The sequence below is a fragment of the Streptomyces sp. NPDC058086 genome, assembly GCF_042885015.1.
Taxonomy (GTDB): Bacteria; Actinomycetota; Actinomycetes; order Streptomycetales; family Streptomycetaceae; genus Streptomyces.
Genome location: NZ_JBHVST010000005.1, coordinates 93,486 through 116,518, shown reverse-complemented (window position 1 = coordinate 116,518; position 23,033 = coordinate 93,486). Strand labels below are relative to the sequence as shown.

General features: G+C 71.9%; 23 protein-coding genes and 1 pseudogene. 12 read left to right on the top strand and 12 right to left on the bottom strand.

Annotated elements, in window-relative coordinates; genetic code table 11:
• The first annotated feature begins 1 nt into the window (after position 1).
• The 6 genes from ACFVWD_RS05735 (at position 2) to ACFVWD_RS05710 (ending at position 5,101) form a co-directional block, all read left to right on the top strand.
• Positions 2-1,321, top strand: a complete 1,320-nt coding sequence (locus tag ACFVWD_RS05735; protein WP_389594129.1) for an extracellular solute-binding protein — start codon at positions 2-4, stop codon at positions 1,319-1,321.
• The gene (locus ACFVWD_RS05730) at positions 1,318-2,241 is read left to right on the top strand and encodes a carbohydrate ABC transporter permease (protein ID WP_389594128.1); all 924 of its coding nucleotides are present in this window, start codon (positions 1,318-1,320) and stop codon (positions 2,239-2,241) included. Before ACFVWD_RS05735 ends, ACFVWD_RS05730 begins: the two co-directional genes overlap by 4 nt.
• Positions 2,238-3,143: a carbohydrate ABC transporter permease gene (locus ACFVWD_RS05725; RefSeq protein ID WP_389594127.1), complete on the top strand. Its 906-nt coding sequence runs from the start codon at positions 2,238-2,240 to the stop codon at positions 3,141-3,143. The genes ACFVWD_RS05730 and ACFVWD_RS05725 overlap by 4 nt, the downstream gene beginning before the upstream one ends.
• On the top strand, positions 3,140-4,171 hold the full coding sequence (locus tag ACFVWD_RS05720; protein ID WP_389594126.1) for a LacI family DNA-binding transcriptional regulator: 1,032 nt from the start codon (positions 3,140-3,142) through the stop codon (positions 4,169-4,171). Before ACFVWD_RS05725 ends, ACFVWD_RS05720 begins: the two co-directional genes overlap by 4 nt.
• 109 nt (positions 4,172-4,280) lie before the next feature.
• Complete coding sequence (locus ACFVWD_RS05715; protein WP_168489563.1) at positions 4,281-4,634, top strand: VOC family protein; 354 nt, start codon at positions 4,281-4,283, stop codon at positions 4,632-4,634.
• A gap of 71 nt (positions 4,635-4,705) precedes the next feature.
• The gene (locus ACFVWD_RS05710) at positions 4,706-5,101 is read left to right on the top strand and encodes a MarR family transcriptional regulator (RefSeq protein ID WP_101407467.1); all 396 of its coding nucleotides are present in this window, start codon (positions 4,706-4,708) and stop codon (positions 5,099-5,101) included.
• Between the two features lie 47 nt (positions 5,102-5,148).
• Here ACFVWD_RS05710 and pqqB read toward each other — a convergent pair whose 3' ends face one another.
• From pqqB to ACFVWD_RS05690, 4 genes and pseudogenes are all read right to left on the bottom strand, one after another.
• Entirely contained in the window at positions 5,149-6,036 is an 888-nt protein-coding gene (gene pqqB, locus ACFVWD_RS05705) for a pyrroloquinoline quinone biosynthesis protein PqqB (protein WP_389594125.1), read from the bottom strand.
• 63 nt (positions 6,037-6,099) lie between these two features.
• Positions 6,100-7,212, bottom strand: a complete 1,113-nt coding sequence (locus ACFVWD_RS05700) for a hypothetical protein (RefSeq protein WP_389594124.1) — start codon at positions 7,210-7,212, stop codon at positions 6,100-6,102.
• Between the two features lie 31 nt (positions 7,213-7,243).
• Positions 7,244-7,540 carry a hypothetical protein gene (locus ACFVWD_RS05695; protein ID WP_389594240.1) on the bottom strand — a complete coding sequence of 99 codons (297 nt, stop codon included), beginning with the start codon at positions 7,538-7,540 and terminating at the stop codon, positions 7,244-7,246.
• Between the two features lie 158 nt (positions 7,541-7,698).
• A pseudogene (locus ACFVWD_RS05690) lies at positions 7,699-8,070 on the bottom strand (LysR family transcriptional regulator); the annotation flags it as partial.
• Between ACFVWD_RS05690 and ACFVWD_RS05685 the strand changes: the two are divergent.
• The gene (locus ACFVWD_RS05685) at positions 7,975-8,631 is read left to right on the top strand and encodes an acyl-CoA dehydrogenase family protein (RefSeq protein WP_389594123.1); all 657 of its coding nucleotides are present in this window, start codon (positions 7,975-7,977) and stop codon (positions 8,629-8,631) included. The pseudogene ACFVWD_RS05690 and the gene ACFVWD_RS05685 overlap by 96 nt on opposite strands.
• Positions 8,628-9,644, top strand: coding sequence for an FAD-binding oxidoreductase (locus ACFVWD_RS05680; protein ID WP_389594122.1), 1,017 nt, complete (start codon positions 8,628-8,630; stop codon positions 9,642-9,644). The genes ACFVWD_RS05685 and ACFVWD_RS05680 overlap by 4 nt, the downstream gene beginning before the upstream one ends.
• Before the next feature lie 13 nt (positions 9,645-9,657).
• On the opposite strand, the gene ACFVWD_RS05675 is transcribed toward ACFVWD_RS05680, so the two are convergent.
• Complete coding sequence (locus ACFVWD_RS05675) at positions 9,658-10,080, bottom strand: SseB family protein (protein WP_389594121.1); 423 nt, start codon at positions 10,078-10,080, stop codon at positions 9,658-9,660.
• Between the two features lie 149 nt (positions 10,081-10,229).
• On the bottom strand, positions 10,230-11,471 hold the full coding sequence (locus ACFVWD_RS05670; RefSeq protein ID WP_389594120.1) for an acyl-CoA dehydrogenase family protein: 1,242 nt from the start codon (positions 11,469-11,471) through the stop codon (positions 10,230-10,232).
• 266 nt (positions 11,472-11,737) lie between these two features.
• Between ACFVWD_RS05670 and ACFVWD_RS05665 the strand changes: the two genes are divergently transcribed.
• Positions 11,738-13,000 (top strand): alpha-L-fucosidase, encoded by a 1,263-nt coding sequence (locus tag ACFVWD_RS05665; protein WP_389594119.1) that lies wholly within the window; start codon positions 11,738-11,740, stop codon positions 12,998-13,000.
• 13 nt (positions 13,001-13,013) lie between these two features.
• On the opposite strand, the gene ACFVWD_RS05660 is transcribed toward ACFVWD_RS05665, so the two are convergent.
• Together ACFVWD_RS05660 and ACFVWD_RS05655 are read right to left on the bottom strand one after the other, a co-directional pair.
• A complete protein-coding gene (locus ACFVWD_RS05660; protein ID WP_389594118.1) occupies positions 13,014-14,981 on the bottom strand; it encodes an ArnT family glycosyltransferase in 1,968 nt (655 codons plus the stop codon).
• A gap of 154 nt (positions 14,982-15,135) precedes the next feature.
• Positions 15,136-15,387 (bottom strand): DUF2180 family protein, encoded by a 252-nt coding sequence (locus ACFVWD_RS05655; protein WP_389594117.1) that lies wholly within the window; start codon positions 15,385-15,387, stop codon positions 15,136-15,138.
• A gap of 119 nt (positions 15,388-15,506) precedes the next feature.
• Here ACFVWD_RS05655 and ACFVWD_RS05650 point away from each other — a divergent pair, with 119 nt between their 5' ends.
• A complete protein-coding gene (locus ACFVWD_RS05650) occupies positions 15,507-16,799 on the top strand; it encodes a PP2C family protein-serine/threonine phosphatase (RefSeq protein ID WP_389594116.1) in 1,293 nt (430 codons plus the stop codon).
• Between the two features lie 27 nt (positions 16,800-16,826).
• Here ACFVWD_RS05650 and ACFVWD_RS05645 read toward each other — a convergent pair whose 3' ends face one another.
• Both ACFVWD_RS05645 and lnt read right to left on the bottom strand, forming a co-directional pair.
• Positions 16,827-17,300 carry an NUDIX domain-containing protein gene (locus ACFVWD_RS05645; RefSeq protein WP_389594115.1) on the bottom strand — a complete coding sequence of 158 codons (474 nt, stop codon included), beginning with the start codon at positions 17,298-17,300 and terminating at the stop codon, positions 16,827-16,829.
• Between the two features lie 40 nt (positions 17,301-17,340).
• Positions 17,341-18,969: an apolipoprotein N-acyltransferase gene (gene lnt / locus ACFVWD_RS05640; protein WP_389594114.1), complete on the bottom strand. Its 1,629-nt coding sequence runs from the start codon at positions 18,967-18,969 to the stop codon at positions 17,341-17,343.
• A 253-nt stretch (positions 18,970-19,222) separates the two neighbouring features.
• On the opposite strand from lnt, the gene ACFVWD_RS05635 reads away from it, so the two are divergent.
• Entirely contained in the window at positions 19,223-20,296 is a 1,074-nt protein-coding gene (locus tag ACFVWD_RS05635) for an O-antigen ligase family protein (RefSeq protein ID WP_389594113.1), read from the top strand.
• 12 nt (positions 20,297-20,308) lie between these two features.
• Here ACFVWD_RS05635 and ACFVWD_RS05630 read toward each other — a convergent pair whose 3' ends face one another.
• Entirely contained in the window at positions 20,309-20,854 is a 546-nt protein-coding gene (locus ACFVWD_RS05630) for a hypothetical protein (RefSeq protein ID WP_168506272.1), read from the bottom strand.
• Positions 20,855-20,993: 139 nt separating this feature from the next.
• A complete protein-coding gene (locus tag ACFVWD_RS05625; RefSeq protein WP_389594112.1) occupies positions 20,994-21,779 on the bottom strand; it encodes a glutamate racemase in 786 nt (261 codons plus the stop codon).
• A gap of 58 nt (positions 21,780-21,837) precedes the next feature.
• On the opposite strand from ACFVWD_RS05625, the gene ACFVWD_RS05620 reads away from it, so the two are divergent.
• Entirely contained in the window at positions 21,838-23,013 is a 1,176-nt protein-coding gene (locus ACFVWD_RS05620) for a glycosyltransferase (protein ID WP_389594111.1), read from the top strand.
• Positions 23,014-23,033 lie beyond the last annotated feature (20 nt).

The following is a 23,033-nucleotide window of genomic DNA, read 5'->3' as shown; positions in this document are numbered from 1 at the left end:
CATGCCAAACACGAAGCTGCGTTGCCTCGTGGCCACCTCCATCGCCGTCACGCTCGGCGGCACCGCACTCGCCGCCTGCGGCTCGTCGGACGACAAGAGCTCGTCCGAATCGGGTCCGGCGTCCCTGACGTACTGGTCCTGGACTCCGGGCATGGACAAGGTGGCCGACCTCTGGAACAAGGGGCCGGGCAAGCAGCAGAAGATCACGGTCACGGTGAAGAAGCAGGCGTCGGGCGACACGCTGGTCACCAAGATCCTCACCGCGCACAAGGCGAAGAAGGCCCCGGACCTGGTCCAGGCCGAGTACCAGGCGCTGCCGACCCTGGTCAGCAATGACGCGCTCGCCGACATAGCGGGCGAGTCGAAGGACGCGAAGAGCAAGTTCGCCGACGGTGTCTGGCAGCAGACGACGCTGGGCTCGGACTCGGTGTACGCGATCCCGCAGGACATCGGCCCGATGATGTTCTACTACCGTCAGGACCTCTTCAAGAAGTACGGCCTGACGGTTCCCACGACCTGGGAGCAGTTCGCCGAGACCGCCCGCGCGCTGAAGAAGAAGGCCCCGGACAAGGACCTGACCACCTTCTCCGCCAACGACTCCGGCCTCTTCGCCGGTCTCGCCCAGCAGGCGGGCGCCAAGTGGTGGACCGCCTCGGGCGACAAGTGGAAGGTCGGCATCGACGACTCGGCGTCGGAGAAGGTCGCCAACTTCTGGGGCGGTCTCGTCAAGGAGGGCGCGATCGACAACCAGCCGATGTACACGCCGTCCTGGAACAAGGCGCTGGACACCGGCAAGCAGATCGCCTGGGTCAGCGCGGTCTGGGCGCCCGGCACCCTCACCACCGCGGCCCCCGACACCAAGGGCAAGTGGGCGATGGCCCCGCTGCCGCAGTGGGACAACAGCACGGACGTCACCGGCAGCTGGGGCGGCTCCTCGACGGCCGTCACCACGGACTCGCAGCACAAGGCGGCCGCCGCGAAGTTCGCCACCTGGCTGAACACGGACCCGCAGGCGGTGGCCGCGCTGGCGAAGGAGGGTGGCATCTACCCGGCCGCCACCACCGCGCAGACCAGTGACGCCTTCTCCCAGCCGCCGGCGTTCTTCTCCAACCAGCCGGACTTCTACACGAAGGCCGCGGAGATCGCCAAGACCACCGCGCCCTCCGCCTGGGGCCCGAACGTGAACGTCGCCTACACGACCTTCAAGGACGCGTTCGGTGCCGCCGCCAAGGACAAGTCGGACTTCACCACCGCTCTGAAGAAGATGCAGGACGACACGGTCGCCGACCTCAAGAAGCAGGGCTTCGGGGTCGCTCAGTGACGACGGCACGTCGGAAGACGTACGGGGTCAAGGGGGCCCCGTACGCTTTCCTCCTCCCCGCGACGATCCTCTTCGCCCTCTTCTTCGCGCTGCCCATCGGCTACGCGCTCTGGCTGAGCCTGCACAAGGTGCAGGTCAAGGGCCTGGGCCTGGGCTCGGGCGCCCGCAAGGAAGTCTGGGCGGGGCTGGAGAACTACAAGGACGCCCTCTCCGACTCCGAGCTGCTGAGCGGCGCGGTGCGCGTGGTGGGCTACGGCGCCATCGTGATCCCGGTGATGCTCGGCCTCGCGCTGCTGTTCGCGCTGATGCTCGACACGGACAAGGTGCGCCTGGCCCCCTTCACCCGGCTCGCGATCTTCCTGCCGTACGCCATTCCCGGCGTAGTCGCCGCGCTGCTGTGGGGCTTCCTGTACCTCCCGGACGTCAGCCCCTTCTACTTCGTCCTCGACAAACTGGGGATGCCGCAGCCGAACCTGCTGGACGGCGGCCCGCTGTATCTCGCCCTGTCCAACATCGCGGTCTGGGGCGGCACCGGCTTCAACATGATCGTCATCTACACCTCGCTGCAGGCCATCCCGGCCGAGGTGTACGAGGCGGCGAAGCTGGACGGCGCCACGCCCCTGCAGATCGCGCTGAAGATCAAGATCCCGATGGTGGCGCCCTCACTGGTGCTCACCTTCTTCTTCTCGATCATCGCGACGCTCCAGGTGTTCAGCGAGCCGACCACCCTCAAACCCCTCACCAACTCCGTCTCCACGACCTGGAGTCCGCTCATGAAGGTGTACCAGGACGCCTTCGGCAAGGGCGACATCTACTCGGCCGCCGCGGAGGCGGCGATCATCGCCGTCGTCACCCTCGTCCTGTCCTTCGGCTTCCTGCGGGCCGCGAACTCCCGTAACAAGCAGGAGGAAGCACGATGAGTTCTCTTGCCGTGCGAAAGGCCGCACCGGCCGCGGCTACCACCCCCGGCACCGCCCAGGGCCCGCCGCTGCGCCGCCGTATCGCCTTCGTACCCACCCTGACGCTGCTGCTCGGCGCGCTCTACTGTCTGCTGCCCGTCGCGTGGGTGCTGATCGCGGCGACCAAGTCGGGCCGTGAGCTGTTCTCGACCTTCACGTTCCTGCCGGGCTCCGGCTTCACACAGAACGTCAAGGACCTCAACGCCTACCGCGACGGGATCTACTGGAAGTGGATGGGCAACTCCGCCCTCTACGCGGGTCTCGGCGCCCTCCTGTCGACGGCCGTCTCGGCGCTCAGCGGCTACGCGCTCGCGATCTACCGCTTCCGGGGCCGCGAGACCGTCTTCAGCGTCCTGATGGCGGGCGTGCTCATGCCGCCGGTGATCCTGGCGATCCCGCAGTACCTGCTGCTGGCCAAGGCCGACCTCACGGACTCGTACGCGTCCGTGCTGCTGCCCCTCGTCCTCTCCCCGTACGGCGTCTACCTCGCCCGGATCTACTCCTCCGCGGCCGTGCCCGGTGACGTGGTCGAGGCCGGACGAATGGACGGGGCCAGCGAGTGGCGGATCTTCACCCGGATCGCGCTGCCGATGATGGTGCCCGGACTGGTGACGGTGTTCCTGTTCCAGTTCGTCGCCGTGTGGAACAACTTCCTGCTGCCGTACATCATGCTCAGCGACGACGAGAAGTTCCCGATCACGCTGGGTCTGTTCACGCTGCTCGAACAGGGCGCCAACACCCCGGCGCTGTACACGCTCGTGATCACCGGCGCACTGCTCGCGATCATTCCGCTCATCGCTCTCTTCCTGGTCATCCAGCGATTCTGGAGCCTCGATCTGCTCTCGGGAGCCGTAAAGTCGTGACCATGACCAACGCGGGGGGCAGGCGCAGACCGCCGACGATCCATGACGTCGCGCGCGAGGCCGGCGTGTCCCGGGGCACGGTGTCGCGGGTGCTCAACGGCGGGCACTACGTGAGCCCGGCGGCACAGGAGGCGGTCAACGCCGCCATCCGCAGAACGGGCTATGTCGTGAACCGGCACGCCCGCTCGCTGATCACCGGCCGCTCCGACTCCATCGGCTTCCTGCTCACCGAACCTCAGGAGAGGTTCTTCGAGGACCCGAACTTCAACGTCCTGCTGCGTGGCTGCACCCAGGCGCTGGCCGGGCACGACATTCCCCTCCTGCTGATGCTCGCGGGCACCGAGGACGAGCGGCGGCGCATCACGCGGTACATCACCGCGGGCCACGTCGACGGAGTGCTGCTGGTCTCCAGCCACTCGGGCGACCCGGTCGCCGAGCAGCTGCGTGAGGCGGGCGTGCCGCTGGTCGCCTGCGGCAAGCCCATCGGGCTCGGCTCCAAGGTGAGTTACGTCGCCGCGGACGACCGCGACGGCGCCCGGGACATGGTCAAGCACCTGGTCTCCCTGGGTCGTCGCCGCATCGGCATGGTCACGGGTCCGCTCGACACCCCCGGCGGTGTCGAGCGGCTCGCGGGCTACCGGGAGGTGCTCGCCGAGGCGGGCGTCGAGGCCGACGACCGCCTCGTCGCCTCCGGCGACTACAGCCGGGCCAGCGGTGAGGCGGGCGCCGAGCAGCTCCTCGACCGCGCTCCGGACATGGACGCGGTGTTCGTCGCCTCCGACCTGATGGCCCAGGGTGTGCTGGCCGCGCTGCACAAGGCCGGCCGCCGGGTCCCCGAGGACGTCGCCGTCGGCGGCTTCGACGACTCCCCCGCCGCCACCGCGGTCACCCCCGCCCTCACCACCATCCGCCAGCCCTGGGACCGCATCAGCAACGAGATGGTGCGGGTGCTGCTCGCGCAGATAGGGGGCGACGACCCGGCGGCGGTGATCCTGCCGACGGAACTGGTGCGACGCGACTCGACCTGAGCCGCACCCTCGACTCCGAGGGGGCTGGGACCGGTCAGGATTCGAGAAGCCTCCAGGCACTCCCCCGCCCTACCGTGAAAGCACCGGAACACACCACGGAGGAGTCACCATGACCGCAGGGCTGAAGACCATCATCTATCCCGTCAAGGACCTCGCGCGGGCGAAGGCCCTGTTCGGCGCGTTGCTCGGAACGGAGCCCTATGCGGACACCGCGTACTACGTCGGATTCAAGGACTCCGGGCAGGACGTCGGTCTCGACCCCAACGGTCACGCCAAGGGCATGACCGGACCGGTCCCGTACTGGCACGTCGACGACATCCGGGCGACGCTGGCCGGCCTGCTGGAAGCCGGCGCCGAGACGCTCCAGGACGTCCAGGACGTGGGCGGCGGCAGGCTGATCGCCTCGGTCAAGGACACGGACGGGAACCTCGTCGGGCTCCTCCAGGACGGCTCCGGCGAGTAGCCCCGCCGGGTTGTTGCAACCGCACTAGTTGCACACTCAATAAAACCCCGGACCTCTGTTACCGTGCACATATGGCAGTGAACACGGCGAGCGAGGCCCCGCTCGAGGACCGGTGGCGGGACATCCTGTCGGTGCACGCGCGCACGATGTGCGAGATCGACCGCGCGCTGCACCCGCACGGTCTCGGGGCCAGTGACTTCGAGGTGCTGGACATCCTCGTCTCGAGCGAGCTCGCGCACGAGGGCGAGCACTGCCGGGTGCAGAACATCGCCGATCGCGTCCATCTGAGCCAGAGCGCCCTGTCCCGCCTGATCGGGCGGCTGGAGAAGGACGGCCTGGTGGAACGCACCGTCTGTCTGGAGGACCGGCGCGGCGTGTGGGTCGCGCTCACCCGCAAGGGACGCGACCTGCACACCGAGGTACGCCCCCTGCAACGCGCCGTGCTGACCCGCATGCTGAACGCCTAGGGTCGCCCCTCCACACGACGCCCCGGGTCCTCCAGACCACGAACGCTCTACACCACGAGCTCCGCCCCGTCCGGCAGCACTTCGACCCCCGCCGCGCTCACCCGCGCACGGGCGTCCGAGTCCGGGTCGAGCAGCGGGTTCGTGTTGTTGAGGTGGGTGTAGATCCGCCGGGGGCCGGGATGGTGGGCGAGGGCCGCGAGGCTGCCGCGCGCGCCCGCCACCGGAAGGTGCCCCATCGCGGCCTGCCGCCCGCCCCGCGAGCGCACGGCGGTGCCCATCTCGTCGGCCGCGTAGAACGTGCCGTCGAGCAGTGCGCAGTCCGCCGAGGCGAGCAGGTCGTCCAGCTCCGGGGTCCAGGCGCCCAGACAGGGCGCGTACAGGAGCACTCCGCCGCCCGCCAGGTCCTCGATCCGGTACGCGGTCACCCAGCGGTCGTCCGGGGCGGGGCCGGCGACGTACTTCGGGGCCTTGGGACCGACAGGGTGCGCGGTGACGACCAGACCGCCGGACAGCACGAACCCGCCCTCGGTCAGGCTGTCCGCCCACTGCCAGGGGGCGTAGCGGTCGAGCAGGTCACGCAGTGGGGCCAGGGTGGCGAGGACGGGCGGTGCGGCGTAGACCTTGAGTCCGGCGCCACCGCGCAGCACGGTCAGACCGGCGACGTGGTCGGCCTCCGCGTCGGTCAGGAGCACGCCCCGTACGGGTGTGTCCCGTGGCCCCGGTCCGGGTGCGAGCGCGGGGGTGGTGGTCAGCTGCGTACGGATGTCGGGTGAGGCGTTGAGCAGCCACCAGTCACGGGAGTTGCCGCTCAGGGCGACGGACTCCTGGGTCCGCGCGGGCAGTTTTCCGTCGCGGGCGGCCGCGCAGAGCGCGCACGCGCAGTTCCACTGTGGGAAGCCGCCACCGGCGGCCGTACCCAGCAGGACGACTTTCAAGGGGACCCCCATCCCTCCGCATCGAACCGTACCCGGGGGATCTTCCCCACTTGGCGGCCAGAACTACGCGGCAGCCGGGGGTAGTTCGGGACGATCTTCGCCTGGGCGCCGGTCCGCGGGGCGCGCGGGCGGGATCGGTGTCGAGGCGAAGTCCCGCGGCCCGGTCCACAGCGCCGGGACCGCGTCGCCGCGGCGGCACAACTCGTGGGCGATCGTCTCGTAGTTGACCCGCCAGCCGCGAAAGTGCGGCCACGCCTGTTCGGCCGTCCGCTCGGCGGGGAAACCGGCCGCCTCCACCATCGCGACGGCGGCGTCGAACTCCAGGTAGGTGAGCTGGATCGGGGCGTCGGGCGCGGGGTCGGTGTCGTAAGGGAAACGCAGGGAGCGGGCGATGTCGCGCAGTGCGGTGAATCCCGCGCGCAGCATCAGGCGGGCTTCGGGCGGGGCGCTGCTCGGGGTGAGGGCGAGCTGCATGGCGGCCGCGTCCATGACGGCGACGAGGGCGACGATCCAGCTGCGGTAGGGCCGCGGTGAGCGGAACGCGAGCAGGACGGGGTACGTGGAGTGGCTCTCGCCGATGTCGGAGGCGAGCCGTTCCCAGGAGCGGTACAGCTCGGGCAGCGCGGTCTCGGTGTCGACCAGCCACTGCCGGGCGAGGATCTCCGGTCCCCAGGCGGGTTCGCCCGCGCGCGACTGGAGCAGGGTCACCTCCAGCTCGCGGCGGCTGTAGGCGGCGTACAGGGTGGGCAGGTACGCGATCTGGAGGGCGATCACGACCGGTCCGGTGGCGGCCGCGATGAAGTCCACCACGGACAGGTGCAGTCGGTCGCCGCTGGCGAAACCGAGCGTGAACAGGCTGGAACCCGCCTCCCGGACCGACTGGGTCCAGGTCAGCGAGGAGATGGCGTGCAGCAGCAGTCCGAAGCCGATCAGGACGCCGCCGAGCCAGCTCACGAGCATGCCCATCAGCATGAGCGGGGCGAGCCAGGTCTGCGCGCGGTCGATGGCACGGTAGCCGCCGCCGGGGGCGGCGAGGCGCAGCAGGAAGCGCAAGGAGCGCCACCAGCGGATCACCATCGAGGAGTACAGCCCGCGGGGCACGACGAGGGTGCGCAGGATGCTGGCGAACACCAGCACCAGGAGCAGGCCGCCGGCCACGCCCGAGATCCATTTCATGCGGTCATTCTCACGCCCGGCACGGACGTCTTCAGCGCAACAGATCCCGTACGGCGTCGAAGGCGGCGGTGACGGTCGCCGGATCGGCGCCGGGGCGGGCCAGCGCGCTCATGGGGATGGGGGTGACCGGGGGCAGCCGGTCGTACGGGGCGAGCCCGTCCGGGGTGGGTCCGACGGCGGCGAGCAGGGCCACGCCCTGGCCGGTGCGGGCGATGTCGAGAACGCCCGCCAGATAGCCGGCGTCGCCGACGACGGTGGCCGCGACACCGTGTGCGGCGAGGGTGGCGATGGCCCGGCGGCGGATCGCGCACGGGTCCTCGATGGCCACCAGCGGGACGGGCGCGGGTGCGGCGGGCGGTGCCCAGCCGGGGGCGTCGCGTGCCAGGTGAGCGGTAGCCCGCCGACGGGGGTGCCCTCGGTGGCGGCGGCCTCGGTGACGTACACCGCGACGTCGACGCTGCCGCGCTCCACGGCCTCGACGAGGCGGGCCGATCGGTCGATGCGGAAGCGGACCCGGCAGCCGGGGCGCACCTCCTGGACGGCGGCGGTGAGCCGGGGCAGGAACTGGTCGGCCGCGTGCTCGGTGGAGCCGATGGTGACGGTGTCGCCGTCCACGTCGAGCAGGGCGCGTACGGCCTCGTCGTGGACGGCGAGGATGCGACGGGCCTGTTCCACGAGGAGCCGCCCCTCGGGGGTGAACCGCGTGCCGCGGCCCTCGCGTTCGACGACGGGGCGGCCGAGGGTCTTCTCCAGCCTGCGCACATGCTGGCTGACGGCGGACTGGCTCAGGGCGAGGGAGCGGGCCGCGCGGTGGAAGCCGCCGCAGTCGGCTATCGCGGTCAGGCTGCGCAGGGCCACGAAGAGTCCTTCGAACGGCCGGTGCTCATCAACCACGCGCGCGTGGAGCCCGAGTTGGGCTCCCCCGCGCGGGGCGGCCTCCCGGCGACCCTCGCCCGGCGCACCCCCGGCGGCTGGTCGCTGAGCGGCACCAAGCGCTTCGTGACCGGCGCGGAGGGCCTGGACTGGTTCCTGGTGTGGGCCACCACCGACGAGCCGGAGCCCAGCGTCGGCACCTTCCTCGTCCCGGGCGGCTCCCCCGGCATCGAGATCACAGGCCGGTGGGACCACCTGGGGCTGCGCGCCAGCGGCAGCCACGACGTGACCTTCCGCGAGGTGGCGATCCCATACGAGAACGTCGTGGGACTCGGCCCGCACGGTCCCGCGGCCGAGCAGGACAACCGGGCGGGCGCCTCGCTCCATCTCCCGCTGGCCGCCCTCTACTTGGGCGTGGCACGGGCCGCGCAGGCCTTCTTCCACACCTTCGCCCCGACGCGTGTGCCCGCCAACCTCGGTCATCCGGCGGCCCGCACGGAACGCTTCCGGCGGACGACCAGCTCGCCTTCGTCGAACCCGGCGTGATCACCGCCGAGCTGGACCGGGTCGCGGGCGGGCACGGGCTGCGCTACGCGCCCGACCCGGCCAGCGCGGCCCTGTCCACGATCGGGGGGAACATCGCGACCAACGCGGGCGGGCTGCGCTGCGCGAAGTACGGCGTGACCCGGGACAGCGCGCTGGGCCTGGAGGCGGTGCTCGCGGACGGCACGGTCGTACGCACCGGCCGCCGTACCGTCAAGGGCGTCACCGGCTACGACCTCACGGCCCTGCTCACCGGCTCCGAGGGCACCCTGGCGGTGATCACGTCGGCGACGCTGCGGCTGCGGCCCGTCCCCGTGGCGACGGCCACCCTCGCCGCGTACCTCGCCTCCTTCGAAGCGGCCGCCGAAGCGTCGTACTCCCTCACCAGGGCCGGGGTCGAACCGGCGCTCGCGGAGCTGGTGGACGGGCCGGTGCTGGGCGCCGTCGACCCGGCGCTGCGGGAGCGCGGCGCGGCGCTGCTGCTGGTGCAGTGCGACGGCGCGGGCGTGGCGATCGAGGCGGAGGCCGTCTGTCGGCTGCTCGCCCCGCTGGCCACGACGGTCGAGACGACGGCGGATCCGGCGGAGGCGGAAGCCCTGCTCGCCGCCCGCCGTCTCGCGCTGCCCGCGCTGGAGCACCTCGGCCGTCCGCTGATCGAGGACATCGCGGTGCCCCGCTCCCGGCTGGCGGAGGCGGCGCGGGAGATCCGTGCCGTCTCCGCACGCCATGACGTGCCCGTCTTCACCCTCGCGCACGCGGCGGACGGGAACCTCCACCCCATCATCGTCGTGGACCCGTCGCTGCCCCGCCTCCCCGACGCGGCCTGGGAGGCAGCGGGTGAGATCTTCGCGCTGGCCCTGCGGCTGGGCGGCACGCTGACCGGTGAGCACGGTGTGGGCGTACTCAAGCGGCAGTGGGTGGCGGACGAACTGGGGCCCGCGGCCCACACGTTGCAGCGCCGGCTCAAGGAGGCGTTCGACCCGCGGGGCATCCTCAACCCGGGCAAGTGTCTCTAGGACCGGACGGCGGTCAGGCCCGTGGCCGGACCAACAGGGTGCGCACACCCTCCGAGGTGAGGGTCAGGCCGTTCGGCGAACTCGGGTCGATGGTGAGCGACAGATCACCGGCCGGCCATTGGGAGGCGAGCGCGCCCAGCGGAACCAGGCGGTAGCGGGAGACGAACGGCAGGAGTTCGGCCATCGCCGGCTCCGAGGTGAACACCGGCACCACCTGCTCCCCGCCCGGCTGCTCCAGCACGGGCAGCGCCACGGCGCCGGGGTCGCGCACGTCCTCCTCGCTCGCGTCGTCCGGCACGGGGACCAGTACCTCGCTGCCGGCCAGGGTGTCCAGGGCGAGCGGGTTCTCGGTGTTCTCCGCGAGTGCGTTCAGTGCCTCCTGGGCCGGTGTCGTGGCCGTCGGCAGGTAGTGGTGGTGGTTCGAGGGTGTATCCATTGGCAGATCCCAGGTAGTGACGGACAGGCCGCCCGGGGCGGGACTCGCCCCGGGCGCGGCTCCTGTCGCGCCTACCCACTCGCGGCCGGGGCATTCCCCGCCCCCGCCCGCCGCTGCTCACAAGATCGAGAGACCGAGAGATCAGGCGGTCAGGAGATCAGCGGGATGTCGTCCGACGGCAGGCCGAGGCGGTCTCGGCCGACGCGGCGGGCCAGCGGTTCGGCCATCGTGGGGCCGAGGTGCGACCAGATCGTGGCGGCGTCCCGGAAGTAACGCTGCATCCGCGCGCCGTCGCGGGCGTGCCGGGAGCCCGCCGTGCGGAAGAGGATGCCCTGGAGCGCGTCCCAGGCCAGGCGCCCGGCGGTGACGAAGACGAGCGCGAGCCGGTTGTCGACGGCGGTGGTGAAGGGGGCCCGGCCCGACACGTTGTCGCAGCAGGCCTCCATCCAGTCGTCGGCGGTGGCCCGCAGCGCCGCGTCCGCCGTGCGGATCGCGGCCAGCGCCTCCCCCAGGTGGCGCTGGTAGTCGTGGAGGTCGGCGCGGGTGCGGCCGGGGTCCAGGGCCAGCGGCCGTTCGGCGATGATCCGGGCGTACTCGTCGGCGGCCGCGTACGCGGTACCGATCATGAGGGCGGCCAGCTCGCCGTGGAAGAAGCTCGCCGCGCGCCCCGCGTACATGGGATGGCCGTGCAGCTTCGAGCCGAGGGAGCCGCCCTCGACGGGCAGGTCGAACAGGCTCGCCTCCCGGGTGAAGTGCGCGGGGATGCGCGCCTCGTCGAAACGGATGCTGTGGGAACCGCTGCCGCGCAGGCCGAGGACGCCCTGCCAGTCGTCGAGCAGGGTCCAGGCGGAGCGCGGCGCCACGAACAGTACGAGCGGCCCCGGCGGGTCCTCCGGCTTGTCGGGGGCGCGCAGGGTCTGACCGACGTAGTGGGTGGAGTACGGGGAGCCGGAGGAGTAGGACCAGGTGCCGTCGAGGATCACGTGACCGTCGTCGTCGGGCCGCGCCACCCCGACGGGGGTCGCGGTGGAGGCGGCCCGGAAGTCGCCCTCGTCGCCGAAGAGTTCGTCCTGTGTCTTCTCCTCGAAGACCGAGGCGACCTGGAGGACATGGGCGGCGGTGAGAGACAGGGCCCAGCCGGTGGAGGGGCAGCCGCGCGCGACCTCGGTCACGACGCGGTAGAAGGTCGGCAGGCCGAAGGCGTACCCGCCGTACCTGCGCGGTTGCAGCATCCGGTAGAAACCGGCGCGCAGGAAGTCCTCGTGGCTGTCCTTGGGGTAGATCGTCAGCCGCTCGGTCTCCGGCTGCCGTTCGAGCAGCGCGGGCCGCATCGCCACGGCCCGCTCGATCACTTCGCGTTCGGTGAGTTCCGGTTCGGGAACGGCGATCACGGGGCCTCCTGACGGGTGGGACTGTCCGTACGTGTGGCAATACCATTGATTGAACACGCAGATCCGCCACGGTGTACCACCGGATAACGCCAAGTACGCAGATCCGCCCACCGGTTGAAGCGCTTGCCTGCCCGCCCGGGGGCGCGAAGGCAGCGCCTTTCCCACCCGTCGGCCAGTGCTTCAAGGCGATGGCCAGGGTGAAAACGAACCAGTGATGGTGACCGGAGCCCACGCGCCCAGCGAGCCCCGCCGCCTACCGTGGGCGCATGCCGATGCAACCCTGGTTTCCCGACGCCAAGCTGGGCGTCTTCATCCATTACGGCGTCTACGCCGTGGGCGGAGCGGCCGAGTCCTGGTCGTTCTACACGGGCGAGATGACCCACGAGCAGTACATGAAACAGCTCGAAGGCTTCACCGCGTCGAAGTACGATCCGAACGCGTGGGCCGATCTGTTCGCCCGCATCGGCGCCCGGTACGCGGTCCTCACCACCAAACACCACGACGGCGTCGCCCTCTGGGACACCGACCACCGCAGTCTCGACGTCGTCCGGGACACCCCGGCCGGCCGGGACCTGGTCACGGGTTTCGTCGACGCGCTGCGTGAACGGGGGCTGAAGGTCGGGCTCTACTACTCGCACTCCGACTGGAACCACCCCGACTACCCCAGCATCCGGCACGTGAGGCCAGGTGAACCGCCGAGCCCCTACTCGCACGCCGAGCCCGGCAAGGAGGACCCGGCCGCCTGGGAGCGCTACCTCGCCTACCGCGACGGCCAGGTCGGCGAGCTGATGGACCGCTTCCGCCCCGACCTGCTCTGGTTCGACGGCGAGTGGGAGCGCACGGAGGAACAGTGGCGGATGGACGAGCTCGCCGAGCTGATCCTCGCGGGCAACCCCGACGCCGTCCTCAACGCGCGGATGCTCAGCCACGGCGACTACGCCACTCCTGAGCAGGGCACCCCGCTCCAGGCCCCCGAGGGCCCGTGGGAGCTGTGTCTGACGATCAACGACTCGTGGAGCTACCGGCCGCAGGACCGCGACTTCAAGTCGGTGCGCCAGCTGGTGCGCTACTTCACGGAGACGATCGGCATGGGCGGCAATCTGCTGCTCGGAGCCGGGCCCCGCGAGGACGGGACCATCCCCGAGGAGCAGATCGAGCGCCTGGAGGGGCTCGGCGCCTGGATCGGGCGGCACACGGACGCGGTGTACGGGACGGTCGCCGGGCTGCCCGCCGGGCACCACTACGGTCCCAGTACCCTCTCCGCCGACCGGCGCACGCTGTACCTGATCTGCTTCGACACACCCCGTGACAACGTCTCGCTGCGCGGCCTGCGCAACGAGGTCAGGCGCGTCACGGTCCTGGGCACCGGCACCGTACTGGGCCACCACGTCACCGGCGGCCTCGACGCCGTCCCGGGCGTGACCTGGATCGACGCGCCCGCCGCGGCCGACCTCGACGAGTACGCCACCGTCCTCGCCGTCGAGCTGGAGGGCGAGCTGGACCTCTACCGGGGCACCGGCCGCGACTGACGCCGGGAACGCGTCAAGGGAGTACGGCAGCAGAACCGGGTGAGCAGCGGTAGAGGCGTGACGTCGGGAGCGGTACGCGTGCGCAATGGGCGCTCACCCAGCGGGCGTTGGTCTGGCCGGGGACGGTCACCGCGCCACCGAGGACGACGTAGCGCAGACGGCCGGTGGCGACGAGGTGACGGAACTGGGCTCCGGTGGGCGTGGGCGCGGCCCCGGTGAATCCGCCCATGGGAAGCACCTTGGCGCCCGCATAGAGGATGTACGCGGCGGCGGACCGCCAACTGGTCGTCGCGAACAGGAAGGTGGCTCCGTCCTGGTGGGCCCGGGTGTAGGCCAGCAGCCGCTGCTGGTCCTCGTCGAGTCCGTCGGTGGACTCGGGGGCTTTGCCACCCGCGTTCCGGGCGGCGGGCGGTGCGGAGAAGGTCCGCTGCCCCGCGTTGTGATGGTGCCACGTGGACACCGGCCCGGCGGAGCCCATGCCGGAGTGCCCGTACGCGGGGTCCAGGACCGAGGAGGCCCAGGCCGCGGAGGGCCCCAGCATGGCCGCGACGGCCAGGCCGAGGCCCAGCACGGCGATGCGCCGTCGCGCCCCTTCGGCGCCATCGGTACGGGACAGCGCCAGCAGCGCCAGCGCGCCCGCTGCGAGGATGATCGCGGCCGGGGCCAGCCACGGCAGGAACGTCGGGTACTGTCCCGCGACCACCGCCGACCAGGCCACCGTGGTCACCACGGCGACGGGCAGCGCCCACGTCCGCGCCCCGCTCCCCTTGCGCCAGGCACGCCAGAACTGCACCGTCCCGGCGCCGAAGAGCGCCGCCAGCGGTACGGCCACGACACCCATGTAGTACGTGTGGCCGCCGACCGCTCCGGCGCTGAACACCAGGAAGTACGTGGCCAGCCAAACCGCCCAGAGCAGGAAGCCCGCCCGCAGCGGGTCCGTACGCGGCCTGCCGCGCAGCCACACCAGGCCGCACACCGCGGCGAGCGCGGCCGCCGGGTACAGCCAGCCGACCTGCGAGGCCAGCGACGGGCCGACCATCTTGGCCCACTGCGTGGCGGCGTGTCCGTGCCCGGGCTCCGCGGGGGCGGTGCCCGCCATGGTCTGCGCCGCCACGCTTCCGGTGTCCTTGGCGTCGATGCCGAGGCTGGAGAAGCGGGTGAGGAAGTTGTATCCGACGACCTGGCTGATGGCCGAGTTGTTCGTCGTCCCGTCCACGTACGGACGGTCCTTGGCCGGGGTCAGCGTCACCAGCAGCACCCACGAGGCCGAGACCGCCAGGCACACCGCGCCGGCGGCGGCCAGGTGGGCCAGGCGGCGGCGCAGCACTGCCGGTGCCGAGACCACGTACAGCAGGCCGAGCGCCGGGAGTACCGCCCAGGCCTCCAGCATCTTGGCCTGGAAGCCCAGGCCGACCCATATCCCGGCCGCGAGCAGCGGGCGCAGCCGGGCCTCGCGGGCCGCGCGCAGCGTGGCGTCGGCGGCCAGCAGGACGAGCAGGGTGAACGCGGGGTCCTCGGCCTGCGTGCGGAAGAGCCCCGCGACCGCCGGAGTGAGCGCGAACGCGCCCGCCGCGAGCAGGCCCGCGCTCTCCCCGGCCCAGCGGCGCACCGCGCGGTACAGGACGGCGACGCTGAGCACGCCCTCGATGGCCTGCGGCAGGGTGAGCGCCCACGGATGGAATCCGAAGATCCGCGCGGACAGCGCCTGGGGCCACAGGAAGCCGGGCAGTTTGTCGATCGTGATCGAGTTGCCGGGGTCGAAGGAGCCGAACAGGAAGCCCTTCCAGCTCTCGGACATGCTGCGTGCGGTCTGCGCGTAGAACGCGTGGTAGCCACTGTGCTGGATGTCCCAGGTGAACAGCAGGGCCGCCACCGCGAGGATCGCGAGCAGCGCGGGTCTGGCATGGGCCGGTCCCCCCACCGGGCTGCGGCCGCCCGTCCGCTGGGCCGACGCGAGGATCGCTGCGGTGGTGCTGACCATGGACGTGCCTTCCCGGTGTGCTCGCCGTTCGCTCAGAAAGAGGGCGGAACGGCCCACCGGGATGCCTGGGGGCGGTGACTGTTCAGGTGACGTTCAGGGCGTGGGACGGACGCCGCGGCTCACACCATGGGTCGCGGCCGGTGCGCCGGCGGACTCAGCTCGTCTCCGCCGCGCGGCAGGAGCCGCAGGTGATGTGGCGGGCCGGCTTCTCGTGGGTGGCCCGGCCGGTTCCGGTGATGTCCTGGGTCGGCGGGTGACTTTCGTGCACATGCGTGCGACACAACGCCGCGCCGCAGCGGATGCATACGGCGACCGCGGGACCGGGGGTGCCGAGGCAGTCGTAACAGTTCATGTCCTCAGCTCGTTCTTTGGTGAGCACGGCCCTGTCGGGGGCTCTGCGATCCATCCTCCATCATCCTTCCGAACATTGCCTGGCAAGAGAACCCGGCCACAGGCCATGCGCTCGGGCGGGCCGGAAACGGTCACCGTGTCGCATCGGACGAGGGGGCGGAGTAGACATGGGACATGGGTGACAGTGATGCGCCCGCCGAAAGACGCGGCCGGGCCATCGACATCGACTACGCGGAGGTCTACCAAGCCCTGCCCAGTCCCGTGCTGCTGCTCACGCCCGACATGGTGGTCGCCGACGCCAATCGGACCTTCGCGAGGGTCTCCGGACGGAGCCTCGCGGAGTTGCTCGGTCGGTGCGTCTTCGACGTGTTTCCCGACAACCCCTCCGATCCTTGGGCCAGTGGTCCCCGGGTGCTGCGCGCCTCGCTGGAGCGGGTGCTGGCCACCGGCGGGCCGGACACCATGGCCCTGCAGAAGTACTCCGTGGAGGTGCCCGACCGGCCCGGCGTGTTCGAGGAGCGTTACTGGAGCCCCGTCAACGTCCCTCTCCTCGACGCCGACGGCCGGGTCTCACTCATCGTCCACCGCGTCGAGGAGGTCACCGCGCTGATACTCGCACGGCGGGCGCTCGGCGCCGCACCGGAATTGCCCGAACTGCCCCTCACCGCCGAGGACGCGATGACCGCCGATCTGCTGAACCGCTCCCTGGAACTCCAGGAACTCAACGAGGAGTTGCGCGAGGCCCACGCCCGCGCGCACGAGGTCGCCGTCACGCTGCAGCGCGCCATGCTGCCGAGTACGATGCTGCCGGACCGACCCGGGGTGGCGGTGCGTTACCGGCCCGCGACGAGCTTCCTCAACGTGTGCGGCGACTGGTACGACCTGATCGACCTCGACGCGCGACGGCTGGCCGTGGCGGTCGGTGACGTGGTGGGGCACGGTCTGGAGGCGGCCGGGACCATGGGGCAGCTGCGCAGCGCCCTGAGCGCGGCGATCCGCGCCACCGGGCGGCCCGCCGACGCACTCACCACTCTCGCGGCGCACGCCCAGACGGTCGAGGGCGCGCTCGCGACGACCGCCGTCCAGGCCGTCATCGACCACGCCGCCCTCACCGTCACCTACAGCCGCGCCGGCCACCCGCCGCCTCTGCTGGCCCACGGCGACGGCGCCGTCGAGGTGCTGGACTCGGCCACCGACCCGCCCCTGGGAGCGGGCGACGACTCGCTTCCCCGCTGCGAGGCGACAGTGGGCTACGGTCCCGGCAGCACCCTCGTCCTCTACACCGACGGTCTGATCGAGCGCCGGGGCGAGGACATCTACGCCGGTCTGGACCGCCTCGCCCACAGCGTCGAACACCATCATCTGCTCGGCCCCGAGCCCCTCGCCGACGCCGTGCTCGCCGATCTCGTCCCCGCGCCTCAGCGCGGCCCCGACGACGACACCGCGCTCGTCGTCATCCGGCTGTGAGCCGTCCGCTCCCCGGTCCGGCCGCGCTCAGGTCGTGGGGTCGAACCACGTGGGCGCGTCCGACAGGGCCTGCTTGATCCGGAACATCCCGAACTCGTTCAGCTCGGGCAGGGCGTCGACCGCGAACCAGCCGACGTCCAGCGACTCGTCGTCGTTGACCCTCGCCTCGCCGCCGACGGCCCGGCACCGGAACGTGGTGTCCATGTACTGGCAGGTGTCGCCGTTCTCGTAGGTGACCTGCTCCAGGGCCTGGACCAGCACCACGCGCTCGACGACGCAGTGCACGTTGGTCTCCTCGAAGACCTCCCGCACGGCGCAGGCCGCGGGCTGCTCGCCCGGGTCCGGAATGCCGCCGATGATCGACCACTTCCGGTTGTCGGTGCGCCGGCCCAGGAGCACTCTGCCCTCGTCGTCGAAGACGATGGCGCTGACTCCGGGGAGCCAGAGCAGTTGGTGGCCGGCCGAGGCCCGGATGGTGCGGATGAAGTCAGGGGTAGCCATGGACCGACCCTAACGGCCGGATTCCGTCACCCTGCCGAGGTCAGGCAAGATCGCCCGGAACGGCGCCGTTCCGGCGCCCACGGACCACCGTCGTACCCGCCCAGCCGAGACCGCCCACCGCGACCGCCACCAGCAGCATCTCCGGCAGGATGCCGAGCCGCGTGGCGGGGGTCTCGGAGGAGCGCAGCGGCACCTTCTGGACCAGCGAGTCCGCCACGAACATCCCGGTCCGCTGGGTGATCCTCCCGTCCGGCATGATCACGGCGCTGACGCCGCTGGTCACCGGCACCGTGACGGTCCGGCTGTGCTCGACGGCGCGGACGCGGGACATGGCGAGCTGCTGGTAGGTCATCTCACTGCGGTCGAAGGTCGCGTTGTTGCTCGGCACCGAGATCAGCTGCGCGCCGTCGGTGACAGTGCTGCGCACGGCCCAGTCGAAGGCGGCCTCGTAGCAGGTGACGAGTCCGACCTTGGAGCCGTCCATGGTGAACACGCCCGGCTTGTGGCCCCGGCTGAAGTCCTGGCGGACCATCGAGGTCCAGTTCTTGTTGATCGCGCCGAGCAGGGAACGCAGCGGAAGGTACTCGCCGAAGGGCTGGACCTGTCGCTTGTCGTACGTGTCGAGGGGGCCCTTGACCGGGTCCCACAGGATCTGCTCGTTGTAGAGCTTGCCGTCGCGCTCGACGACGCCGCCGACCGAGATGGGCGCGCCGATGGCCTTTGCGGCGTCGTCGATCACGAGGCGGGCGTCGGCGCTGGTGAAGGGGTCGACGTCGGAGGAGTTCTCCGGCCACAGCACGAAGTCGGGCCGGGCGACCTTGCCCGCCTTGACCTCGGCGGCCAGCCGCTCGGTCTCCCGTGCGTGGTAGTCGAGCACGGCGCGCCGCTGGGAGTTGAAGTCGAGCCCCGCACGCGGCACATTGCCCTGGATGACGGCGACGGTCGCCGTGCCGTTCTCGGCCTTGTCGCTCACCAGCGACCGCGCGGCGAGCGCCCCGCCCACGGGGACGGCCACGCTGAGCAGCGCCGCCGCGGCGGCCCCTCGGCGTACGGCACCGGTGCGTCGGCCCTCGACGACCTGGCGCACGACCTCGTACAGCCCGAAGCCGCAGAGCACGACCGCGAAGCCGAGCACCGGAGTGCCGCCCACCGCGGCCAGCGGAAGGAAGATGCCGTCCGCCTGGCCGAAGGCGACCTTGCCCCAGGGGAAGCCGCCGAACGGCGCACGCGCGCGTGCCGCCTCACCCGCGATCCAGACCGCCGCCGCCCACAACGGCCAGCCGGGCAGCCGGGAGACGAGGGTGATGCCCGCGCCGACGAACGCCACGTACACCGCCTCTACGGCGACGAGTGCCAGCCAAGGGCCGGGGCCGACCTCGACACCGGTCCACACGAGCAGCGGCAGCAGGAAGCCGAGGCCGAACAGATAGCCGAGCCCGAGGCCCGCCTTCCAGGAGCGACCGCGCAGAAGCCAACCGAGGACCGCGAAAGCCGGCAGGGCCAGCCAGGAGACGGTGCGCGGCGGGAAACTGACGTAGAGCAGCACTCCGCAGAGCGCGGCGGCGGCGGCCGGAGCGTATCGCCGAGCCAGTCTGGCCCCGCGCGATGCGGGCGCGGCCTGGGGTTCGAGCTGATCCGGCTCGTCTACGGAAGTTGCGGTGGCGGTCACTCGGGGAGTGTACGGCGCGTGACCTGGGCGCCGACAGCACGGTCCGCACCATGAACCTCCCGGCGCCCGGGGGTGGTCCGTCCGCTCCACAGACCGTCGCATGCCCGCCTGATGCACCGTTCCTGCGCAACTCATCCACAAACCGGCGCAACAGCCGTTACGGTGTGCCCGAGCCTCTGACGTGCGGCCGGATGCGGCCGTGGCGGTCGGGGTCCGGCACGGGTCGGGGGGCGACGGGGTGGGGTCCACGGGGATGAGGTCCACGGCCGGTTCGGCGGCCGAAGGCGAGAGACGAAACGTTTCGGACGCCACGGGAGTGATCGTGCTCGGGGCCTGCGCGGCGTGGGCACTGTTCACGGCGACCGCGCACGACGGGCGGCCCGAGGGCGTGCTCCTGGCCGTGCTCGCCGTGGCCGCGGGGTACGCCTCGGGCCGGATCCTCGGCGCTCTCCTGCCGGTCGCGGCGCCGGGTGCCGGGGCCCTCACCGGACTGGGCCTCGCGCTGACCACCGCGCACACCACCCCGGGCCCGCAGCTCACGGCGCCGCTCGGGCACGGCGGCGCCACGGCCGCGCTGCTCGCCCTGTCCACCGGTGCGGCGTGCTGCGCGGCCTGGGCGGCACGCAGGCCGGCACAGCGGCTCGCCCTGCGTCTGCTCGCCGTCGGGATCGTGGTGAACGCGGCGATGCTCGGCTCGACCACGGGATGCGGCGCCGGCGCCGGAGTACTGCTGTGCTCGCTCGCCGCCGACCGCGTGCGCCGCCGCGCCCTCGGACTCGGGGGGCTCGCTCTCACCGCGGCGCTGGTGGCGGGCGCGACCTGGGCGATCGCGGAGAACGCGCTTCCGGAGGGTCTGACGGCCTCCCTGGAGGGGCAGCTCACCGAGCACCGGATCCTGCTCTGGCGCGACGCGCTCCACCTGGCCGGACACCATCCCGCCCTGGGTGTGGGGCCCGGGCGGTACGGGGAACTCAGCCCGACGGTCACGCAGTCGCTGCTGCCCGACGGCAAGCCCCACTCGGCACCGTGGCAGCAGGCGGCCGAGCAGGGTCTGGTCGGCGTCGCGCTGCTCGCCGCGGTCTTCTGCTGGGTCCTTTATTCACTGTGGCGTTCGCCGCGGTCCACGACGATCGCGCTGACGGCGGGCGCGGCCCTCACGGCGCTGGCCGTGATCGCCTCGCTGGGCAACGCGCTGAGCTTCACCACGGTGACGGCGGGTGCGGGGCTGCTCGCGGGGCTCGCTTCGGCACAGCCCCTGGTCGACGAGGACCTGGAGAGCGTCCTGAACGCGGGAGACCAACCCCTGAGGAACCGGCTGGAGCCGTGAACCGCGCGACGGTCAGATGACCGCGCCGGGCGTGGCCGGCCGCAGCCGGTCCCGGATGATCCGGACCATCGCCTCCGCGTTGTCCACCGTGATGGTGAACGTGTGTCCGTCGCCGAGCCGGAGCACCACGCCCTCGCCGCGCCGGACGATGACCGCGGTGCCCTTGTCGGGACGCCAGCGGTAGCCCCAGCCGCCCCACTGCCGCGGGGTGACCCGGGGGGCGAAGTCGGCGCCGACGACGCTCGAGAGCGGAATACGTCGGCGGGGCAGACCGATGTGGCCGCAGCGCACCTCGAGGCAGTCCTTGTCGACCTTCACGGCGACGTGCACGAAGGCGAGCGTGCCGAACATGATGAGCAGTCCCGCCGCGATGCACCCGACGACGGACATGGCGAGCGCCGCGACACCCGACGTCCACGTCGAGTCGACGGCCAGTTCGACGCCCAGCGCGATGCAGGCGGCCCCGCCTATGGCGGGCAGCCACTGGACGCGATTGGTCGCACGCCCGGTCCAGACATCAGGGTGCGAGAAGTTTTCGCCGCGGGAATGGTCCCTCATGTTTACGAGACTACTCAGGTTCCGCACCGCGGGCACCGGGTCGCGGAGGGTCACTGCTCCGGGTGGGCGCGCGGCGCACGCAGGGCGCTCGGGCGGTGACGGACGGTCGCCGTTCGGAGGCCTCCGCCCGGCGACAGGCTCAGTGGGCGGGGCTGACCGCCTGCAGAAGGCGGCCTTCCTCGTACGCCAGCGCGGTCGCCGACAGACCGCCCTCGCTGCCGTTGAGGAGCACGGTGAGGGAGCCCTCGGCAGGGGCCGCCGGGTCCGGGAGCTCGCCGATCCTGCGCAGTGCCTGCGCGGCGACCGCCCCGGCGGAGCCATGCAGCACGAGCGGCGGGAGGCCGGGCTGCTGCACGGCCGTACGGATGCGCTCGGCGACCAGCTCGTAATGGGTGCAGCCCAGGACGACGGCCCTTACATCGCCGGGGGTGCGCTCTGCCGCCGAGGCGATCGCGGCGTCGATGCCCTCCTGGTCACCGTGCTCCACGGCGTCGGCGAGCCCGGGGCAGGCCACTTCGGTCACGGACACCCCGTCCGCGAACTCGCCGATGAGTCCGCGCTGATAGGGGCTGCCGGTGGTGGCGGGCGTGGCCCAGATCGCGACGGGTCCCCCACCGGCCGCGGCCGGCTTGATCGCCGGGACCGTGCCGATGACGGGCACCTGCGGCTCCAGCCGGGCGCGCAGCGCCGGCAGGGCTCGTACGGAGGCGGTGTTGCAGGCGACGATCAGGGCGTCGGGACGGTGCCGCGCGGCGGCCTCGGCGACGGCGAGGGCGCGGGCGGTCACGTCCTCGGGCGTACGTGGTCCCCAGGGCATGCTGCTGGGGTCCGAGGAGAGCACGAGATCGGCGTCGGGCCGCAGTCGACGTACCGCGGCGGCAGCAGCGAGCAGTCCGATTCCGGAGTCCATGAGCGCGATCTTCACCCGGTCACCATAGACGATCCGCCTCGGCCGACCCCCGGGGTGGGGCAGACTGCGGCGGGTGAGTGCCGTCGTGTGGATCACCGTGGGATCACTGGCCGCCTGGCTGTGGCTGCTGCTCGGCCAGGGCTTCTTCTGGCGTACGGATCTGCGGCTGCCCCCGCGTCGGGAACCGGACGACTGGCCGTCCGTCTGCATCGTCGTACCGGCACGCGACGAGGCCGCCGTGCTGCCCGAGAGCCTGCCCTCGCTTCTCGCCCAGGACTATCCGGGGCGGGCCGAGGTCTTCCTCGTCGACGACGGCAGCTCGGACGGCACCGGGGAGCTGGCCCGCGAGCTGGCCCGTACGCACGGCGGGCTGCCGCTCACCGTCGGCTCGCCCGGGGAACCGCCCGTGGGCTGGACCGGCAAGCTCTGGGCCGTGCGTCACGGCATCGGACTGGCACACGCGCGTGGCCCCGAATACCTGCTGCTGACTGACGCGGACATCGCGCACGCGCCGGACAGCCTGCGGACGCTGGTCGCCGCGGCGCGCACCGGCGGCTTCGACCTGGTCTCGCAGATGGCCCGGCTGCGGGTGGAGAGCGGGTGGGAGCGGCTCGTCGTCCCCGCCTTCGTCTACTTCTTCGCACAGCTGTATCCCTTCCGGTGGATCGCGGTGAAGGGCTCGCGGACGGCGGCCGCGGCGGGCGGCTGCGTACTGCTGCGCGCGGACGCCACGGAGCGGGCGCGGATTCCGGACGCCATCCGGCACGCCGTCATCGACGATGTGGCGCTCGCGAGGGCGGTCAAGGGGAGCGGGGGCCACATCTGGCTGGGGCTGGCCGAGCGGGTCGACAGCGTGCGTCCCTATCCCCGGCTGCACGACCTGTGGCGCATGGTCTCGCGCAGCGCCTACGCCCAGCTGCGGCACAACCCGCTGCTGCTCCTCGGTACGGTCCTCGGCCTCGCCGTGGTGTACCTGGTACCGCCGGTCGCCCTCTTCACAGGTCTCTTCTCCGGGCACACGGTGATCGCGGCGGTCGGAGGGCTCGCGTGGCTGCTGATGACGGCGACGTATCTGCCGATGCTGCGCTACTACCGGCAGCCCCTGTGGCTCGCCGCGTCCCTGCCGGCGACCGCGTTCCTGTACCTCCTCATGACGGTCGATTCAGCGGTGCAGCACTACAGGGGGCGCGGCGCGGCCTGGAAGGGCCGCACCTACGCGCGCCCGGACACCGCGCTCGACGAGCGCTGACCGGTCATTTCCTGCGAGTC

Excerpts from the sequence above, each read along its gene's own strand:
- ACFVWD_RS05655 (WP_389594117.1), bottom strand. The coding sequence starts at position 15,387 with ATGGATCGCAGAGCCCCCGACAGGGCCGTGCTCACCAAAGAACGAGCT.
- ACFVWD_RS05650 (WP_389594116.1), top strand. The coding sequence starts at position 15,507 with ATGGGTGACAGTGATGCGCCCGCCGAAAGACGCGGCCGGGCCATCGAC.
- ACFVWD_RS05665 (WP_389594119.1), top strand. The coding sequence starts at position 11,738 with ATGCCGATGCAACCCTGGTTTCCCGACGCCAAGCTGGGCGTCTTCATC.
- ACFVWD_RS05660 (WP_389594118.1), bottom strand. The coding sequence starts at position 14,981 with ATGGTCAGCACCACCGCAGCGATCCTCGCGTCGGCCCAGCGGACGGGC.
- ACFVWD_RS05710 (WP_101407467.1), top strand. The coding sequence starts at position 4,706 with ATGGCAGTGAACACGGCGAGCGAGGCCCCGCTCGAGGACCGGTGGCGG.
- ACFVWD_RS05715 (WP_168489563.1), top strand. The coding sequence starts at position 4,281 with ATGACCGCAGGGCTGAAGACCATCATCTATCCCGTCAAGGACCTCGCG.
- ACFVWD_RS05630 (WP_168506272.1), bottom strand. The coding sequence starts at position 20,854 with ATGAGGGACCATTCCCGCGGCGAAAACTTCTCGCACCCTGATGTCTGG.
- ACFVWD_RS05735 (WP_389594129.1), top strand. The coding sequence starts at position 2 with ATGCCAAACACGAAGCTGCGTTGCCTCGTGGCCACCTCCATCGCCGTC.
- ACFVWD_RS05685 (WP_389594123.1), top strand. The coding sequence starts at position 7,975 with ATGCTGGCTGACGGCGGACTGGCTCAGGGCGAGGGAGCGGGCCGCGCG.
- ACFVWD_RS05725 (WP_389594127.1), top strand. The coding sequence starts at position 2,238 with ATGAGTTCTCTTGCCGTGCGAAAGGCCGCACCGGCCGCGGCTACCACC.
- ACFVWD_RS05635 (WP_389594113.1), top strand. The coding sequence starts at position 19,223 with ATGAGGTCCACGGCCGGTTCGGCGGCCGAAGGCGAGAGACGAAACGTT.
- ACFVWD_RS05700 (WP_389594124.1), bottom strand. The coding sequence starts at position 7,212 with ATGAAATGGATCTCGGGCGTGGCCGGCGGCCTGCTCCTGGTGCTGGTG.
- ACFVWD_RS05675 (WP_389594121.1), bottom strand. The coding sequence starts at position 10,080 with ATGGATACACCCTCGAACCACCACCACTACCTGCCGACGGCCACGACA.
- ACFVWD_RS05645 (WP_389594115.1), bottom strand. The coding sequence starts at position 17,300 with ATGGCTACCCCTGACTTCATCCGCACCATCCGGGCCTCGGCCGGCCAC.